This window comes from uncultured Sphingomonas sp. (assembly GCF_937871615.1).
GTDB lineage: Bacteria > Pseudomonadota > Alphaproteobacteria > Sphingomonadales > Sphingomonadaceae > Sphingomonas.
The window spans coordinates 1-13,373 of record NZ_CALMPA010000042.1; the positions used below are offsets into that span (position 1 = coordinate 1).

The 13,373-nt window shown below is 67.5% G+C and carries 17 protein-coding genes; 12 read left to right on the top strand and 5 right to left on the bottom strand.

The window, feature by feature from the left end; all coding sequences use genetic code 11:
- From Q0316_RS11340 to Q0316_RS11370, 7 genes are all read left to right on the top strand, one after another.
- Positions 1–985, top strand: a 985-nt coding sequence (locus Q0316_RS11340) for a LysR family transcriptional regulator (protein WP_298672423.1), incomplete at its 5' end; no start/stop codon positions are given.
- 49 nt (positions 986–1,034) lie between these two features.
- On the top strand, positions 1,035–1,916 hold the full coding sequence (locus tag Q0316_RS11345) for an NAD(P)-dependent oxidoreductase (protein ID WP_298672426.1): 882 nt from the start codon (positions 1,035–1,037) through the stop codon (positions 1,914–1,916).
- Positions 1,913–2,932 (top strand): amidohydrolase family protein, encoded by a 1,020-nt coding sequence (locus Q0316_RS11350; protein ID WP_298672428.1) that lies wholly within the window; start codon positions 1,913–1,915, stop codon positions 2,930–2,932. The genes Q0316_RS11345 and Q0316_RS11350 overlap by 4 nt, the downstream gene beginning before the upstream one ends.
- Positions 2,929–3,339 (top strand): protocatechuate 4,5-dioxygenase subunit alpha, encoded by a 411-nt coding sequence (gene ligA / locus Q0316_RS11355; RefSeq protein ID WP_298672429.1) that lies wholly within the window; start codon positions 2,929–2,931, stop codon positions 3,337–3,339. The genes Q0316_RS11350 and ligA overlap by 4 nt, the downstream gene beginning before the upstream one ends.
- Positions 3,339–4,181, top strand: coding sequence for a class III extradiol dioxygenase subunit beta (locus Q0316_RS11360; RefSeq protein WP_298672431.1), 843 nt, complete (start codon positions 3,339–3,341; stop codon positions 4,179–4,181). The genes ligA and Q0316_RS11360 overlap by 1 nt, the downstream gene beginning before the upstream one ends.
- Complete coding sequence (locus Q0316_RS11365; RefSeq protein WP_298672434.1) at positions 4,178–4,576, top strand: hypothetical protein; 399 nt, start codon at positions 4,178–4,180, stop codon at positions 4,574–4,576. The genes Q0316_RS11360 and Q0316_RS11365 overlap by 4 nt, the downstream gene beginning before the upstream one ends.
- Position 4,577: 1 nt before the next feature.
- Positions 4,578–5,522 (top strand): Gfo/Idh/MocA family oxidoreductase, encoded by a 945-nt coding sequence (locus Q0316_RS11370; protein ID WP_298672436.1) that lies wholly within the window; start codon positions 4,578–4,580, stop codon positions 5,520–5,522.
- Between the two features lie 188 nt (positions 5,523–5,710).
- On the opposite strand, the gene Q0316_RS11375 is transcribed toward Q0316_RS11370, so the two are convergent.
- From Q0316_RS11375 to Q0316_RS11390, 4 genes are all read right to left on the bottom strand, one after another.
- The gene (locus tag Q0316_RS11375) at positions 5,711–6,034 is read right to left on the bottom strand and encodes a PilZ domain-containing protein (RefSeq protein WP_298672439.1); all 324 of its coding nucleotides are present in this window, start codon (positions 6,032–6,034) and stop codon (positions 5,711–5,713) included.
- 62 nt (positions 6,035–6,096) lie between these two features.
- On the bottom strand, positions 6,097–6,462 hold the full coding sequence (dksA, locus tag Q0316_RS11380) for an RNA polymerase-binding protein DksA (RefSeq protein ID WP_298672463.1): 366 nt from the start codon (positions 6,460–6,462) through the stop codon (positions 6,097–6,099).
- A gap of 326 nt (positions 6,463–6,788) precedes the next feature.
- Positions 6,789–7,682, bottom strand: coding sequence for a hypothetical protein (locus tag Q0316_RS11385; RefSeq protein ID WP_298672444.1), 894 nt, complete (start codon positions 7,680–7,682; stop codon positions 6,789–6,791).
- Positions 7,683–7,772: 90 nt separating this feature from the next.
- The gene (locus Q0316_RS11390) at positions 7,773–7,928 is read right to left on the bottom strand and encodes a hypothetical protein (RefSeq protein ID WP_298672446.1); all 156 of its coding nucleotides are present in this window, start codon (positions 7,926–7,928) and stop codon (positions 7,773–7,775) included.
- A 42-nt stretch (positions 7,929–7,970) separates the two neighbouring features.
- On the opposite strand from Q0316_RS11390, the gene serS reads away from it, so the two are divergent.
- The 5 genes from serS to Q0316_RS11415 all read left to right on the top strand — a co-directional run bounded on the left by serS (position 7,971) and on the right by Q0316_RS11415 (position 12,918).
- Positions 7,971–9,248, top strand: coding sequence for a serine--tRNA ligase (serS, locus tag Q0316_RS11395; RefSeq protein WP_298672449.1), 1,278 nt, complete (start codon positions 7,971–7,973; stop codon positions 9,246–9,248).
- A complete protein-coding gene (surE, locus tag Q0316_RS11400; protein ID WP_298672452.1) occupies positions 9,248–10,009 on the top strand; it encodes a 5'/3'-nucleotidase SurE in 762 nt (253 codons plus the stop codon). Before serS ends, surE begins: the two co-directional genes overlap by 1 nt.
- On the top strand, positions 10,006–11,073 hold the full coding sequence (locus tag Q0316_RS11405) for a M23 family metallopeptidase (protein WP_298672454.1): 1,068 nt from the start codon (positions 10,006–10,008) through the stop codon (positions 11,071–11,073). The genes surE and Q0316_RS11405 overlap by 4 nt, the downstream gene beginning before the upstream one ends.
- Before the next feature lie 127 nt (positions 11,074–11,200).
- Complete coding sequence (gene tyrS, locus Q0316_RS11410; protein ID WP_298672457.1) at positions 11,201–12,418, top strand: tyrosine--tRNA ligase; 1,218 nt, start codon at positions 11,201–11,203, stop codon at positions 12,416–12,418.
- Between the two features lie 182 nt (positions 12,419–12,600).
- Positions 12,601–12,918 carry a PilZ domain-containing protein gene (locus Q0316_RS11415; protein ID WP_298672460.1) on the top strand — a complete coding sequence of 106 codons (318 nt, stop codon included), beginning with the start codon at positions 12,601–12,603 and terminating at the stop codon, positions 12,916–12,918.
- On the opposite strand, the gene Q0316_RS11420 is transcribed toward Q0316_RS11415, so the two are convergent.
- Positions 12,888–13,373, bottom strand: a 486-nt coding sequence (locus tag Q0316_RS11420; RefSeq protein ID WP_298672461.1) for a cation:dicarboxylase symporter family transporter, incomplete at its 5' end; no start/stop codon positions are given. The genes Q0316_RS11415 and Q0316_RS11420 overlap by 31 nt on opposite strands.

Sequence of the window (13,373 nt, forward strand, 5' to 3'; positions counted from 1 at the left end):
GCACGACCGGCTGGCGCGCGCGATGCGCCCGCTGGCGCGCGGCGGCAGACGCGCGTTCGAACGCCCGGAAAACCTGCTGACCGCGACGCAGGTGCGCGCGCTGCTCAACCTCGCCGAAGCGGGCAGCTTCATCGGCGCGGCGCGCGCGACCGGCCTGTCGCAACCCGCGCTGCACCGGGCGGTGCGCGAGCTTGAGGGATTGTGCGACACCCCGCTTGCCGAGCGACAGGGGCGCGGCGTGGCGCTGACCGCGCAGGGCAAGCGGCTGGCGCGGCAATTCCGGCTCGCCGCCGCCGATCTGCAAGCCGCGCTGGAGGAAGCGCAGGCCGGCGCGACCGGATCGCACCTTTCGATCGGGGCCATGCCGCTGTGCCGCGCGCTGCTGCTGCCCAGAGCGGTCGCCGCCTTCATCCGCGCGGAGCCGGCGAGCCGGATCGACATCGTCGAAGGCTCCTATATCGAGCTATCCGAATCGCTGCGCGACGGGCGGATCGACCTGATGATCGGCGCGCTGCGCGATCCCCGCCCGCCCGATTTCGCGCAACGCGCCTTGTGCGTCGACCGGCTGATGATCGCCGCGCGCGCCGGCCACCCGCTGGCCGGTGAACGCCCGGCATCGGCGGCGGACCTTTCGCGCTTCCCGTGGATCGTCGGCAATGCCGCATCGCCGCTGCGCCACCATTGGGAACGATTGTTCGAGGGCGCAGGCCTGCCCTGCCCGCCGGCGCCGGTGGAATGCGGATCGGTGATGGCGATCCGGGGCATATTGCTCGATTCCGATTTCCTGACGCTGGTTTCGCCGGATCAGATCGCGCTGGAACTGCGCGCCGGGCTGCTCGCCAGGGTGCCGGCGGCGCTGCCATCGACCGAACGCACGATCGGCGTGACCACCCGCGCGGACTGGCAGCCGACCGCAACTCAGCGCCATTTCCTCGACATTCTGAGCGCCGTGCCGATCGAAAGCAATATTCCGAAAATCGAATAACCGCCCAGAAGTTCCGATTGGCCCCGCCGTGATTGACGTGGCTACGAACATGTCCATGGTTACGGTATCCTTCATCGGGCTGGGAGAGGCCGCCACCGCATTCGCGACGCCCATTCGCGGCACCGCACGGACCATTCGCGGCTATGATGTGAAGCTCGACGATCCCGCGACCCGCGCGGCGAAGCTCGCCGATTTCGCCGCCGCCGGCGTTTCCCCCGCCGACGACAATGCCGGTGCGATCGACGGTGCCGGGCTGATCCTTTCACTGGTCACCGCCGATCAGGCGCTGGGCGCGGCGGAAACCAGCGCCGCCCGGATCGCGCCGGGCGCGCTTTATTGCGACATGAACAGCGTGGCCCCCGAAACCAAGCGCGCCGCCGCCGCGCGGATCGAGGCGGCGGGCGCGCGCTATGCCGATGTCGCGGTGATGGCGCCCGTGAACCCCGCGCGCCTCGCCACGCCGCTGCTGGTGAGCGGGCCGCACGCCAATGACGCCGCCGCCGCGCTGCGCGCGCTTGGCTTCGCCAACGTCTCGATCGCCGACGGGGGCATCGGCGCGGCTTCCGCGATCAAGATGATCCGATCGGTGATGGTGAAGGGGATCGAGGCGCTGAGCGCGGAATGTTTCCTTGCCGCGCACGCCGCCGGGGTGGCCGATGCGGTGATCGCCTCGCTCGATGCGAGCTGGCCGGGCGCGGACTGGCGCAAGCGCGCGGATTACAATCTCGATCGGATGCTGATCCACGGGCTGCGCCGCGCCGCCGAGATGGAGGAAGTGGTGAAGACGCTCGACACGCTCGGCACCGGCTCCGCGATGACGCGCGGCACCGTCGCGCGCCAGCGCGCGATCGGCGCGCGCCGCCTGCCCTCGCCCGAAGGCTTTGCGGCCAAGGCCGCGCTCATCCTCTCACACAAGGCGGACGCCGCATGATTATCGACTGCCACGGCCATTACACCACCGTGCCCGCCAGCCATTCGGACTGGCGCGAGGCGCAGAAGGCGGCGTTCAGGGCGGGCGAGGCGCCGCCGCCCTATCCCGTGATTTCCGACGACGAGATCCGCGAGACGCTGGAGCAGAACCAGATCCGCCTGATCCGCGAGCGCGGCGCCGACATGACGATCTTTTCACCGCGCGCCTCCGCCATGGCGCCGCATGTCGGCGACGAGGCGGTCGCCAAGCAATGGGCGCGGGTGAACAACGATCTCATCAAACGCTGCGTCGATCTCTACCCCGAGATTTTCGCGGGCGTCTGCATGTTGCCGCAGAACCCGAAGGCGGACCTGGCCGGCTCGATCGCGGAGCTTGAGCGGTGCGTGCGCGAGATGGGCTTCATCGGCTGCAACCTCAATCCCGATCCGGGCGGCGGGCATTTCACCGCGCCCTCGCTCACCGATCGCTACTGGTATCCATTCTACGAAAAGATGGTCGAGCTGGACGTGCCGGCGATGATCCATGTTTCGGGAAGCTGCAATCCCGGCCTCCACGCCACCGGCGGCTATTATATCGCGGCGGATACGATCGCGTTCATGCAGTTGCTGGAAGGCGATCTGTTCGCCGATTTCCCCACGCTGCGCTTCATCATCCCGCACGGCGGCGGCGCGGTGCCCTATCACTGGGGGCGCTATCGCGGGCTTGCCGACATGCTGAAGAAACCCGCGCTCGACGGGCATCTGATGAACAACGTGTTCTTCGATACCTGCGTCTATCACCAGCCGGGGATCGACCTGCTCGCCGAGGTGATCGCGCCGAAAAATATCCTGTTCGGCAGCGAGATGGTGGGCGCGGTGCGCGGGATCGACCCCGAGACCGGGCAATATTTCGACGACACCAAACGCTATGTCGATGCGCTGCCGATCAGCGATGCGGATCGCCACGCCATCTTCGAGGGCAATGCGCGGCGCGTCTTCCCCCGGCTCGACGCGCTGCTGAAAGGACGTGGACTGTGAGCACGCCGACAGACATCCACCGATATCTCGCCGAGTTCGACGATATCCCCGGCACGCGCGTCTATACCGCGAAGCGCGCGCGGGCGGGCTATCACCTCAACCAGTTCTGCATGAGCCTGATGAAGGCGGAAAACCGCACGCGCTGGCTGGCGGACGAGCGCGCCTATCTGGATGAATGGCCGCTCAGCGATGCGCAGAAGGATGCGGTGCTGGCGCGCGATTACAACCGGCTGCTCGATCTGGGGGGCAATATCTATTTCCTCGCCAAGGTCTTCTCCACCGACGGGCTGAGCTTCGTTCAGGCGGTGGGAACGATGACCGGCATGTCGACCGAGGATTATCAGGCGATGATGATCGCCGGGGGCCGCTCGCCCGAAGGCGTGCGATCAATAAGGGAGAAACGCTGATGGCGCGCATCACCGCTGGCGTCGCCGCCAGCCACGTCCCCGCGATCGGCGCGGCGGTCGATCTCGGCAAGACGGGCGAGGATTACTGGAAGCCGGTGTTCGCCGGGTTCGACTGGACGAAACAGTGGATCGCCAACGAAAAGCCCGACGTGGTGATCCTCGTCTATAACGACCATGCCAGCGCGTTCGACATGAAGATCATCCCGACCTTCGCGATCGGCTGCGGCGAACGCTATCGGCCCGCCGACGAAGGCTGGGGGCCGCGCCCCGTGCCCGATGTGATCGGCCACCCCGATCTCGCCTGGCATATCGCGCAGAGCCTGATCCTCGACGAATTCGACATGACGATCATCAACGAGATGGATGTCGATCACGGGCTTACCGTGCCGCTCTCGCTGATGTTCGGCCAGCCCGAGGCGTGGCCGGTGAAGGTGATCCCGCTCGCGGTGAACGTCGTCACCTATCCCCCGCCATCGGGCAATCGCTGCTGGGCGCTGGGCGAGGCGATCGCGCGCGCGGTGGCGAGCTTTCCCGAGGATCTGAACGTCCAGGTATGGGGCACGGGCGGCATGAGCCACCAGCTTCAGGGGCCGCGCGCCGGGCTCATCAACCGCGCATGGGACAATGCCTTTCTCGACGGGATGATCGGGGACAGCGATTCGCTTCGCCATATCCCGCATATCGAATATCTGCGCGAAACGGGGTCCGAGGGGATCGAGCTGGTGATGTGGCTCATCATGCGCGGGGCGCTGGGCCGCGCGACGCGCGCGCTGCACCGCCATTATCACGTGCCGGCGAGCAACACGGCGGTGGGCCATCTCGTGCTCGAACCGGCGGGATGAGCGCCACGCCCGACATGCCCGCCGCGCTCGCCGAAATGGAGCGGATCATGGATGATCTGCACGATATCTCGCGCCGGCGGGACGAAGCGCGCAAGAGCGATCTCGTCCGCCTGCGCCGCAGCCTCGCCGATCAGATGGGCGTGATCGCAGGCGCGGCGGCGCAATCGGCGCGGCTGCTGGGCGACGAGGCGCTGGCGCGCGAATTCCGCCGGCGCTTCTCGGCGGTGCGATCGGCGGTGGCGCTGCACCAGGCGACCTGGCCGGCGGTGACGATCGACGAGGGCGGCGCGCCCTATCGCGAATCGGCGATCGCGGTGCGCCAGACGAACGAGGCTTTTCTCGGCTGGATGCGGGCGACGCTCGGCATCGGCCCGACCAGTAACGAAGGGAATTGACATGAAGATCGCTCTCGCGGGCGCGGGCGCCTTTGGCGAAAAGCATCTCGACGGGCTGAGGAACATCGCGGGCGTCGAGGTGGTGTCGCTCGTCGGGCGGCAGATCGAGCCTACGCGCGCGATCGCCGACAAATACGGCATCGGCCACGCCACCACCGACCTTGCCGACAGCCTGGCGCGCGATGACGTTGACGCGGTGATCCTGTGCACGCCGACACAGATGCACGCCGATCAGGCGATCCAGTGCATGAACGCGGGCAAGCACGTGCAGGTGGAAATCCCGCTCGCCGACAGCCTGGCGGGCGCCGAGGCGGTGCTGAGGAAACAGCAGGAAACCGGCCTCGTCTGCATGGTGGGGCACACCCGGCGGTTCAATCCGTCGCACCAATGGGTGCACAACCGCATCACCGCGGGCGAGATCGCGATCCAGCAGATGGACGTGCAGACCTATTTCTTCCGCCGCAAGAACATCAACGCCAAGGGCGAAGCGCGGAGCTGGACCGATCATCTGCTGTGGCACCATGCCGCGCATACGGTGGACCTGTTCGCCTATCAGGCGGGCGCGATCGTCGAGGCCAATGCGATCGAAGGGCCGATCCACCCTGACCTCGGCATCGCGATGGACATGTCGATCCAGTTGAAGGCGGAAAGCGGCGCGATCTGCACGTTATCGCTGTCGTTCAACAACGACGGGCCGCTCGGCACCTTCTTCCGCTACATCTGCGACAACGGGACGTGGATCGCGCGTTACGACGATCTCGTCACCGGGCGCGAGGAGCCGGTGGACGTATCGAAGGTCGATGTGTCGATGAACGGCATCGAATTGCAGGACCGCGAATTCGTCGCCGCGATCCGCGAGGGGCGCGAGCCGAACGGCTCGGTCGCGCAGGTCATGCCGTGTTACCGCGTGCTGGGCGCGCTGGAACAGCAACTCGCGGGCAAATGAGCGCGGCGATTCGCACGAGGCAGCCGCGCGGCGATCGTGCCGGCGGTCGCCTTGCCGCGCGGGCGAGAAGGACGCGCGTGAAGATGGCGCGGGCGCCGGGCGCCCCCGACCACCCGCGCGCGTGTCAATCGCCCGCCTTCGGGGGCCGCACCTTGCTCATGCGGCGAGCCGCGACCCGCCCGCGCGCGTCAATCGCCCGCGGGGCGATGCAGCAGCACGGGATCGATCTCGCGATCGAAGGCGATGCCGACGCGCCCCTCGATCTGCCAGGCGACGCGGCCCGGCACCCAGCCCAGCCCGGCAAGCTCCACCGCGATCGCGGCATCGGGCGCGATCGGGCGCGGCAATTCCGCCATCAGCCCGCCGGTGGAGACATTGCGGATGCGCACCTTCGTCGCGCGTTTGGCATCGCCGATCCGCAATCGCGCGCCGAGCGTGACGCTTTCGCGCCCGCGCCCGCCATCGCCCGCCGGAACCGCGTCGGCAAATTCGTTCTTGCCGGGATGCTTCATCGGCACATCAATACGCCGTCAAATCTTGCCGAATTGCCAACGCATTCATTCAGCCACGTCCTTCAATCCTCGCGCGAGACCTTTTCCTGGCGTTCGTGGCGCTCCTGCGCCTCAAGCGTCATCGTCGCGATCGGGCGCGCTTCCAGCCGGCCAAGGCTGATCGGCTCGCCGGTCACTTCGCAATAGCCATATTCGCCATCGTCGATCCGGCGCAAGGCGGCATCAATCTTCGCGATCAGCTTACGCTGGCGATCGCGGGTGCGCAATTCGATCGACCAGTCCGTCTCGCTGGAGGCGCGATCGCTGAGATCGGCCTCGCGCAGCGAATCGATCTGAAGCTGTGACAAGGTGCCCTGCGATTCCCGCAGGATCGCTTCCTTCCAGTCATGCAGCTTGGCGCGGAAATATTCCTTCTGCCGATCGCACATGAAAGGTTCATCGGGCAGTGGGCGATAACCATCGCCATCATTAGCGGCTTCACGGCCAAGGCCGTCTTGTGCTGTTCGATCGTACGCCGTCGCCATCGACCTTCTCCCCGCCGTGCCGGCGCTATGGGGCACCGTCCACTTTCTGAGCGGGCCTATAGTCGCGAGCGCGGGCGCAAACAAGCGAACACGACGATTGGCCGGCGCGATCATCCATTTGAGCGGGCTTATCTTTCTCCCGCGAGAACCGGCGGCCGCCGCGAGGCGCGTGCGCAGGACATTCCTGTCTCGTAATGAAACGCTTTGGGCGCCGCGCCCATGTTTCGCGGCTAGTGTTGCATCGGCACATGCGTATTCGTGGTTAACGACCTTGCACTTAAATCTTTGTTTTGCACTTCTCGGCTACGGCAAGTGCGAAACGCGTTGGACCGCGGCGGGAGTTGGTCGCCGGAAAAGATAGAGAGACGTATCATGTCTGTGCGGATGGCGATGGCAAAACTAGCGGCGTGCGCCGCCGGGGGGGCGCTGATCGGCGGCGGCGCGGTGCATGTCGCCGAAACCAGCAAGCCGCGCACCGAATTCAGCAAGAAGAAGGTCGCCGCGAAGCCGGTGAAACGGCGGGTGGAGCGAGTCGCGGCGCGCCCACGAGTGCGCCCGCCCGCCCCGCTGCCGGCATGTGAGCCGACGGTGGTGACGGTTTCCACCCAGACGCCGCCCGTGCCGCTGCCGCCCGCGCCGCAGATGGCGAGCGCCGGGCCGAGCGCGCCACCGCCGGTGGTGATCGGCGGCGGCGGATTCGGCGGGGGCTTTGGCGGCGGATTTTTCGCTGGCGGATTCTTCGGCGGCAGCGGCGGTGGCGGATCGAGCGGGATCGTCGTTTCCTCCACCTCAAGCTCCAGCGGCGGATCGACCTCCACCTCGTCGGGCGGCTCATCCAGTTCCACCTCGTCGGGCGGGTCTTCCAGTTCCACCTCATCGGGCGGCTCGTCGTCCTCCACTTCCACGGGCGGGGTGAGCAGCACCTCCTCCACCTCCAGCGGCAACGTCAGCAGCACGTCGTCTAGCGGGAACGTGAGCAGCACGTCGTCGTCGAGCGGGAATGTCTCGACCTCCACCTCGTCCTCGTCGAGCGGGAACGTATCCACGTCCACCTCGTCCTCGACATCATCGAGTTCGAGCGGCAACGTCTCTACCTCCACGTCATCCTCCACCTCGTCTTCCACCTCCAGCTCGTCCTACGGCTCAAGCTCCAAGGGATGGTCTTCCACAGGCGGATGGTCGTCCAACGGCGGCTGGTCTTCGAACGGCGGGCATCACGGCAGCAGCGGATCGTCGAGCGGCAACCCCACGCCAGTGCCCGCGCCGCCGATGCTGCTGCTGTTCGGCGCGGCGGCGGCGGGCCTTGTCGCGCGGCGGCGGCTGGCGCGGAAGGGCAACGCCACCGCCTGAACCCGCGCCCGCGCCGTCACGCGCGGGTTGCCTCCCCTCGCCGCCCCCGCCATAGCGCGGGGATGCACGATATCCGCCTGATCCGAGAGAATCCGTCCGTTTTCGACGCCGCGATGGCGAAGCGCGGCAAGGAGGCGGAAAGCGCCACCATCCTCGATCTCGATCGCCGCCGCCGCGAACTCATCACCGAGTTGCAGACCGGGCAGGCGCGCCGCAACGAAGCGTCGAAGGCGATCGGCGCGGCCAAGGCGGCGAAGGACGAGGCGACCGCCACCGCGCTGATGGCCGAGGTGGCCGCGCTCAAACAGCGTATGCCCGAGCTTGAGGCGGAGGAAGCGCGACTCGGCGGCGAGCTTGACGATCTGCTCGCCGCCCTCCCCAATATGCCGCTCGCCGACGTGCCCGAGGGCGCGGACGAGGAGGATAACGCGCTGGTCCACGAACGCGGCGCGCGGCGCGATTTCGCGTTCGACGTGCGCGAGCATGACGTGATCGGGCCACCGCTCGGCCTCGATTTCGAGACGGGCGCGCTGATCGCGGGCGCGCGCTTCACGCTGGTGCGCGGGCAGATGGCGAAGCTGGCGCGCGCGCTCGGCCAGTTCGGGCTCGATACGCTGACGCGCGAGCACGGCTATGAGGAAGTCTCCCCGCCGCTGCTGGTGAGGAGCGAGGCGATGTTCGGCACCGGGCAATTGCCCAAATTCGCCGAGGATCTGTTCGAGACGACCGATGGCCGCTGGCTGATCCCCACCGCCGAGGTGAGCCTGACCAATATCGTGCGCGAGAAGATTTTGAGCGCCGACGAACTGCCGCTGCGCTTCACCGCGCTCACCCCCTGCTTCCGTTCCGAAGCGGGCGCGGCGGGGCGCGATACGCGCGGCTTCATCCGCCAGCACCAGTTCGACAAGGCGGAGATGGTGTCGATCGTCACCCCCGACCAGTCCGAGGCGGAGCATGAGCGGATGACGGCGGCGGCGGAGGACGTGCTGACGCGGCTCGGCCTGCCGTTCCGCCGGATGAAATTGTGCACCGGCGACATGGGCTTCACCGCCGCGCGCACCTATGATCTGGAGGTGTGGCTGCCGGGGCAGGGCCGCTATCGCGAGATTTCGTCCTGCTCGACCTGCACCGATTTCCAGGCGCGGCGGATGAACACGCGCTTCCGCCCCGATGGCGAAAAGGCGACGCGCTTCGTCCATACGCTGAACGGCTCCGGGCTGGTGGTCGGGCGGATGATCGTCGCGATCCTTGAGAATTATCAGCAGGAGGACGGATCGGTGTGGGTGCCGGATGTGCTCCAGCCCTATCTCGGCGGGGTGAACCGGCTGGAACCGCGCTGATGCGCATCCTGCTGACCAACGACGACGGCATCCATGCGCCGGGCCTCATCGTGCTGGAGGAGATCGCGCGGACGATTTCCGACGATATCTGGATCGCGGCACCTGCGGAGGAGCAATCGGGCGCGGGCCGCTCGCTCACCCTCTCCCGCCCGTTGCGCATCCGGCAATTCGACGCGCGCCGCTTCGCCGTGGCGGGCACGCCGACCGACGCGGTGATGATGGCGCTGGCCGAGCTGATGCCCGCGAAACCCGATCTGATCCTGTCAGGCGTCAATCGCGGCGCGAATCTTGCCGAGGACGTGATGTATTCGGGCACCGTCGCGGCGGCGATGGAGGGGGCGCTCGCGGGCATCCCGGCGATCGCCTTGAGCCAGCGTTACGCCGAAACCGGCATGGGCGACGACGTGTCGTTCGATGCCGCGCGGAGCTGGGGCGAGCGGGTGCTGCGCCCGGTGCTCGACCGGCCATGGGTGCCCGGCTGCGTGGTCAACATCAATTTCCCGCCGATCGCCGCCGATCAGGTGAAGGGCGTGCGCGTGGCGCGTCAGGGCGTGCGCGATTACGGGCGGGCACGGTTCGAGCGGCGCGACGATCCGCGCGGCTTTCCTTATTACTGGCTCTCGCTCGGGCGCGTCGATCATGCGCCGGAGCCGGGCACCGATCTCGCCGCGATCGCGGACGGCTATGTCTCGGTAACCCCGCTGCATCTGGACCTGACGCTGGACGCGTCGCTACAAGCGCTCCGCAACGCGTATCTGTGAGCGAAAGGATCGACATGCGGCGGCTGAGCGCATTGGCGACGTGCCTGATGCTCGGTGCCTGCATTCCCCAGATCGACCGGCCACGACCGCCCGCCCCGCCCGTCCGCCATCCCGCGCCACCGCCACCCCGCGCGCAGCCGCCCGCCCGCGTCGAGCAACTCCCCGCGCCACGCCCGGCGTGGGAAACGCGCGGCGTGGAGGCCGATGCGCGCGACGTGCCCGCGCAAACCTATATCGTGCGCCCCGGCGACACGCTGAGCCATATCGCCGACCGCACGGGCGCGGGCATCACCGTGATCGCCGCCGCCAACGGGCTTGCCGCCCCCTATGTCGTCCGCGCCGGGCAGCGGCTGACGATCCCGCCGGGCCGCTATCACCTCGTGCGGCAGGGGCAGACGGGAATCGCGATCGCGCGCGCTTATGGCGTGCCATGGTCCCGCATCGTCGCGGCGAACGATCTGGCCGAACCCTATGTGCTGCGCGCCGGGCAACGCGTGCTGATTCCCGGCGGCGATCGCCCCGCCAGCATCGCCGAGCGCGCCGCCGCCTTCCGGCTCGACATCGACGACATCATCACCGGCGGCGAACCCGCGATCGCGCAGCACCAGCGCCCCGCCGCGCCCGTCTCCACCCCCACCCGCGCGCTCCCCGCGACCGCCGCGCTCGCCGCGCCGATCGCCGCGCCGGGCCGCTTCCTGTGGCCGGTGACCGGGCCGATCGTGAAACGCTTCGGCGCGGGGCAGAGCGGCGAGCGCAACGACGGGATCAAGATCGGCGTGCCGCTCAACACCCCGATCCACGCCACCGCCGACGGCACCGTGGCTTATGCCGGCGATGCGATCGCTTCGCTCGGCGGGCTCGTCATCATCAAGCATGGCGAGGGCTGGACCAGCGTTTACGGGCACGCGGCCAAGCTGCTCGTCCAGCGCGGACAGGCCGTGAAGAAAGGGCAGACGATCGCGCTGTCGGGCGAGAGCGGCTATGCCGACCGGCCCGAGGTGCATTTCGAGCTGCGCAAGGGCCGCGGCCCGGTCGATCCGCTGACGGAACTGCCGCGGCGATAGCAGCTTCGCGGCGCCGGCGCGCTCCCCCACCCGATCTTCCATCAGCAAACTCGTGGGGGAGCTGGCCGGCGCCGCACCCCAAAGCGGGTGACGAACGGCGCCGGGCCGTGTAACGCCCCGCAGCATTATGACCGAGCTGAAGTCCGACCTGCTCCGCCTGCTTTCCGAGCGCGGCTATATCAACCAGATGACCGATGCCGCCGCGCTCGACGCGCTGGCGCTGAAACAGGTGGTGCCGGGCTATATCGGCTTCGATCCGACCGCGCCCTCGCTCCATGTCGGCAGCCTGGTGCAGATCATGCTGCTGCGCCGGTTGCAGCAGGCCGGGCACAAGCCGATCGTGCTGATGGGCGGCGGCACCGGCAAGATCGGCGATCCGAGCTTCAAGGACGAGGCGCGCAAATTGCTCGCGGCGGACGGGATCGCCACCAATGTCGCGTCGATCAAGCGCATCTTCGAACGCTTCCTGACATTTGGCGAGGGCACGTCCGATGCGATCATGCTCGACAATGCCGAATGGCTCGATGCGCTCGAATATATCCCGTTCCTGCGCGAAGTGGGGCAGCATTTCTCGGTCAACCGGATGCTGTCGTTCGATTCGGTGAAGCTCAGGCTCGACCGCGAACAATCCTTGTCGTTCCTCGAATTCAATTACATGATCCTGCAGGCCTATGACTTCCGCGAACTGGCGCAGCGCCACGGTTGCCGGCTCCAGATGGGCGGCAGCGATCAATGGGGCAATATCGTCAACGGCGTCGAACTCGCGCGGCGGATGGACGGGGCTGAGGTGTTCGGCGTGACCACCCCGCTCATCACCACCGCCGACGGCGGCAAGATGGGCAAGACGATGGCGGGCGCGGTGTGGCTGCACGAGGATCAACTCCCGCATTTCGATTACTGGCAATTCTGGCGCAACACCGACGACCGCGACGTGGGCCGCTTCATGCGGTTGTTCACCGATCTGCCGCTGGACGAGATCGCGCGGCTTGAGGCGCTGGGCGGCGCGGAGATCAACGAGGCGAAGAAGATCCTCGCCAACGAGGCGACCGCGATGTGTCGCGGGCGCGCCGCGGCGGAGCAAGCGGCGGAAACCGCGCGGCGCACCTTCGAGGAAGGCGCGAGCGGCGATGCGCTGCCGACTTTGATCGTGCCATCCGAAGGGATGGGGATTGTGCAGGCAAATACAGCGCTTGGCTTCACCACTTCCAACCGGGAAGCGAGGCAGAGAATTGAGGCTGGTGCCGTGCGCATCAATGGCGAGATCGCCACGCTGGAATCGACCGTGCGCCCCGGCGACAAGATCAGCTTTGGCAAGAAACGCCATGGGTTGGCGGTAGCGAAATAAGCACCGTTCGCCCTGAGCTTGTCGAAGGGCTGCCTTTCTAACGCGCGAAGAAGGACAGGGCTTCGACAAGCTCAGGGCGAACGGGGAATCGTAGCTACACCAACGCCGCGTTGACCATTTCCGTTGAGGATCGGTTCACGCGGAAATCCTAGCCTCCTAAGAGGCTTTTGAGGGATTTACGCGTGGCCGCATCCGGTGCCGCAACGATCGGTTTCGATGCACGCGGCGAGCTGCGCGACCCGGTATATCATCGCACCTCGGCGACGCGGGCGGATGGCCCGGCGCTGTCGCTGCTGATCGTCAATATCTCGCCCTCCGGCTTGATGGCGCGCAGCATCGACGCGCCCGAACCCGGCACCCTGCTGTCGTTCACGCTGCCGGTGATCGGGCAGATCGGCGCGGAGGTGCGCTGGTCGCTCGGCGGGCGGCTGGGCTGCCAGCTGGCGCGGACGATCCCGCCCCCGCTTTATTATGAGATGCTTGCGGGCTTGAGCCGCTGATCGGCCGGCTCGCGCCCGGCCAGCGCCGCATCGAACGCCGCGCGATCGAGCTTCCCTTCCCAGCGTGACACCACCACCGTCGCCACCGCATTGCCGATGAAGTTCGTCAGGCTGCGGCATTCGCTCATGAAGCGATCGACGCCAAGGATCAGCGCCATCCCCGCCACCGGCACCGCGGGCACGATCGAGAGCGTGGCGGCGAGCGTGATGAACCCCGCCCCCGTCACCCCCGCCGCGCCTTTGGATGAAAGCATCGCCACCGCCAGCAGCAGCAATTGATGCCCAAGCGTGAGATGCACGTCGCACGCCTGCGCGATGAACAAGGCGGCGAGCGTCATATAGATGTTGGTGCCGTCTAGGTTGAAGCTGTAGCCGGTGGGCACGACCAGCCCGACGACCGATTTGGGGCAGCCGGCGCGCTCCATCTTCTCGATCAGCAGCGGCAGCGCGCTTTC

Coding starts and splice junctions, on each gene's coding strand:
- Q0316_RS11360 (WP_298672431.1), top strand. CDS start 3,339: ATGGCGCGCATCACCGCTGGCGTCGCCGCCAGCCACGTCCCCGCGATC.
- serS (WP_298672449.1), top strand. CDS start 7,971: ATGCACGATATCCGCCTGATCCGAGAGAATCCGTCCGTTTTCGACGCC.
- Q0316_RS11345 (WP_298672426.1), top strand. CDS start 1,035: ATGTCCATGGTTACGGTATCCTTCATCGGGCTGGGAGAGGCCGCCACC.
- dksA (WP_298672463.1), bottom strand. CDS start 6,462: ATGTGCGATCGGCAGAAGGAATATTTCCGCGCCAAGCTGCATGACTGG.
- surE (WP_298672452.1), top strand. CDS start 9,248: ATGCGCATCCTGCTGACCAACGACGACGGCATCCATGCGCCGGGCCTC.
- tyrS (WP_298672457.1), top strand. CDS start 11,201: ATGACCGAGCTGAAGTCCGACCTGCTCCGCCTGCTTTCCGAGCGCGGC.
- Q0316_RS11350 (WP_298672428.1), top strand. CDS start 1,913: ATGATTATCGACTGCCACGGCCATTACACCACCGTGCCCGCCAGCCAT.
- Q0316_RS11370 (WP_298672436.1), top strand. CDS start 4,578: ATGAAGATCGCTCTCGCGGGCGCGGGCGCCTTTGGCGAAAAGCATCTC.
- Q0316_RS11365 (WP_298672434.1), top strand. CDS start 4,178: ATGAGCGCCACGCCCGACATGCCCGCCGCGCTCGCCGAAATGGAGCGG.
- Q0316_RS11375 (WP_298672439.1), bottom strand. CDS start 6,034: ATGAAGCATCCCGGCAAGAACGAATTTGCCGACGCGGTTCCGGCGGGC.